The following is a 3,600-nucleotide window of genomic DNA, read 5'->3' as shown; positions in this document are numbered from 1 at the left end:
AGGCTTCCAGCCTGTGATTGCGCGGAACACAGGCTGGAAGCCTATGCCACAATTTCAAACCGACACTTGTTCTTCGCTCGTTGCTAAATGGTTCAGTCAATCAATAGCCTGCTAGGCATTGCCTATGAAATTCGAGCGTTGATTGTCCTGCAGAAACTTCGCGAGTGTTGATCACTCTTCTGCGAAGGTGATGATGGGGAAGATTTCGGGGATGTGGGAGTCCCAGACTCCGTGTTCGCCGAGGGCCCAGCCTCCGGAGTCGGTGGCGGGTTCGGGGGCCTTGGTCTTGTTGAATCGGAAGAGGTCGATTCGCCACTCATCGCCGACCTTGGGTGGCAGTGATCGGTTGTCGCCCTTGGCAAGCCAATTCATCTCCTTCCAAGGAAACGCCAACTCGACCGTCCAACCTTGATCGACGTCGGAATCGTCATTCAAGGTCCCGTTGATGTGAACGGCGGATTTGAAATTGGGAAAGTCGTAGCCAAGAAACGCGATGCGTTTGCCGCGTGGATGGTCCGTGAACCCAACGCCATCGAACTCCTGTTGATTCGGAGCGTCTTTGGCAAGTTGTGGGTCGGATGCATAACCGCCTTTCTCGTACGCTTCCTGCCATACAAAGAAGCCTTCGTAGACGGTTCCATAGGAGTTGATCTCGAACTCGTAGTAGGCATCCTTTCCAGCGATGAAGACTTCGACGTCGTTGTCGTAGTAAATCGGATCGTCACGGTCTTTGTACTCGGCGTCGACGTTGGGTTCTTCCAACCAAAATCCGATGTAAAGAATCTCGTCGTCCCACAGGATGGATGAGCGGGTGTCGTAGCGAGTGGGTTGTCCGCTGACCAAGTCCACGAAGGATGTGGTCTTGCGGGCTTGCTGCCAAGCTTCCTCGTCCAAGCGACCATCGATCGTCAGCTCTGTATCAATCTTCGCCGCGGTGTATCGTGGTAAATCCTTGGCAGGGACCAACGATTGAGGGAACGGCTTGGGCATCTCCACTTCGACTGAACTCGGGAACGCGAGCTCGGAATCGGATCGCTCGTCGAAGGTTGTCACGAGTGTTTTTAGAGTTCGCGTGACCTGCCCTTCGAACAGCGTTTGACCTCCGCTGGTGATCTGGATCGGTTGGTCCAAGTCGATGAATCGGTCATCCAAGAAGACGTTGATCTTGTTCACGTCCGAGGAGGTTAGGTCAATCGTTTGACCGTCGACGGCTGCGATGATGGTCGCACCCGCTTTGACCGACGACTCTTCCACGCCCAACCAATAGAAATGCGAGTGAGTCACATCGTCTTGGACCCACACAATCTTGGACGGGGTCACGTTTCGAGTGTGCTCGGCCATCCAAGGAAGCGCGACCGCATCTTCGCGATCCATCCAGTGCCCTTTGTTCGGGTAGATCTTCACGAAGTGTTCGTATCCCTCCGGATCAGCTTCATGCAGTTCGGCCAGCTTCGTTTGCCAATCCGCAGCGATTCGGTTGCGTTTGTAGGCCGCGTCTTTGCCCCCCATTTGCAACGCGAAGGGAACGTTGCGGAGACCCAGTGCCGACGTTTCGTTGGGGTGCCCCGCCATCATCGCGGCGGCCGCCCAGCGGTCGGACAGACGAGGTGCCAGTTGATACACGCCGTCACCGCCAGCGGAATAACCCATCACGTAAACGCGATTTGGATTGACGTTTTCAAACGCGACCATGTTTTCAATCAAACGCACGAACATCGGATCGATGTGCTTTTGATGCCACAGGTTCCATGTGTCAGTCGGAGCTCGCGGAGCCACGTAGACACCTTCTTCGGGTTGATACAAACGTTTCTGGTTTTCCCACTGACGATCGTTGACCGCTTTCGGGGCACCACCACCGCCGTGCATAGAGATGTAGAGACTGCGACCTTCTTCGGGTGCTTCGCCAAAGACGCGATAGTCAAACGGCATCTCATAGTCACCGTGGACCAACACCTGAGCCTTTATCTCCTCGGAACGCGTTTTGAGAAGAGTTTGCTTTTGATGCTCCGCAAGGATCTTTCTGGCTTGGACAACATCGTCCGCGGACAACGCGACATCGCTGAACGATTGATCGCGAATCGTCTTGAGGTCCGCTGCCGGTTGGGACTGGAGGTAATCTCGGAGAGCTTTGATCGCGGTAGTGGATTCATTCACCTGTGATTCGGAGACAGCATCGACGGCGACGAGGTGGTGCTCATGAAGGTGCTCGTCCGCATCGGTGATGATGGTGTCGCGAATGACTTGATCGCCTTCGCCAATCAAGACGGAGTACTTGTGTTGTTGTTTCAGTTCCACTCGAAGATGATCGTTGGCATCGAATCCCTCGTCGTTGGTTTGACCTTCAAAGACAACTTCGTCGCCATCCAGGACGCGCAGTCGGCAACTGGCTCGGTTCCCATCCACACCATGCACCACGAACAGCGACTCGGTCATGCCGGTCGGCAATGACTTTTGAAGGGCGACGTAGCGGTCGGTCACGTTCACAGCGGGAATGCTTCGAAGCTTTCGATTCCAAACGCAAGGGAACGAGAGCGGGGTCTGTTTGAAACTGGTTGCATAGATCGCGTGGGCTTTTGACGAACGGTCAGCTTTGGTTGCATTGCCGACAAACCAACCACGATCCAGTTCGTTCCCGGTTGGCTCCGCGGCACCCGTGAAATGCCAGCCATCGTCCCAGACTTCCACCCACGAGTGATTTCCTGATTGATTGAACCACAGGGGCGTGCCCACGAACCGAGCGGGGATCCCAACGGACCGACAAGCATCGATCAGCAGCACCGACAAACCCGTGCACGACGCCAACCCGGTTTCCATTGATTCCAGGGGGCTTTGATCCGCTTTCACTCGCCGAGTGGAATACTTCACGCCGACGTTTTTGAATAGTTTTTGATTGATCAAAGCGGCCGCTTCGCTCGGTGAACTCGCTCCTTCAATCATCGGCAGGCAGCGCTTTCGAAAATCGGCTCGCCACTCGTCGCGTCGCTCATTGATGCTCGCGTACGGCAGAACACTATTGAGAAAGATGTCCTTGGGAATCTCCTTTGCCCACGGTGCATCGGTCCAAGCCTGATAGGCCAGTCGAGTGTTTTCCAACAGGTAGTCAGCCGAAAGCGTTTGCAGATCACTCTCTGGCATATTCGCGATCAGGAACTCGATTCCTTCCCGTTGATCCGGTGCTGCATCTGCCAGCGCTCGTTCCAGCTCCGCACGGTTGTCTCCCGCCAAAGCCAGTCGCTCGGTGTTGAACTCCGCCGATGCGAGCCCGGACAGGCCGAGGAGAAGCGTCGGAAGGATCACGGCAATCAACGGCTGTCTCATGAGATGGACTCAGCGTTCAAGTGTCAGGCAATGGCATGGAACAGGCATCCGATCGCAGCAGCGATCACTGCTCCCGATTCAAACACCCAGTCAAGTCATCAGTATGACTGGCCCAAGCGTGCGCAACCACTGATGAAAGGTCCTCGCCGAATGGAATGACTCCGCCACCAAGAATTCTCTGCGGAGTCATTTATTGTTGTCGACTTCATCGCCCGAGACCCCAGGGCGATTGCGCCACACTGGGTGATCTGCGACAGTGAGTGAAGATCCGTGTTTGGGCTG

1 protein-coding gene is annotated in these 3,600 nt (G+C 55.3%); it reads right to left on the bottom strand.

Annotated elements, in window-relative coordinates; translation table 11 throughout:
- Window positions 1-171: 171 nt before the first annotated feature.
- The gene (locus tag B2R17_RS11785) at window positions 172-3,318 is read right to left on the bottom strand and encodes a transglutaminase domain-containing protein (RefSeq protein ID WP_286764141.1); all 3,147 of its coding nucleotides are present in this window, start codon (window positions 3,316-3,318) and stop codon (window positions 172-174) included.
- Window positions 3,319-3,600: the final 282 nt, after the last annotated feature.

It is taken from the genome of Rhodopirellula sp. UBA1907 (assembly GCF_002337565.1).
Taxonomy (GTDB): domain Bacteria; phylum Planctomycetota; class Planctomycetia; order Pirellulales; family Pirellulaceae; genus Rhodopirellula; species Rhodopirellula europaea.
Note: the sequence above shows the minus strand (reverse complement) of the source record. Positions and strands in the feature narration are given on the sequence as shown.

Excerpts from the sequence above, each read along its gene's own strand:
- B2R17_RS11785 (WP_286764141.1), bottom strand. The coding sequence starts at position 3,318 with ATGAGACAGCCGTTGATTGCCGTGATCCTTCCGACGCTTCTCCTCGGC.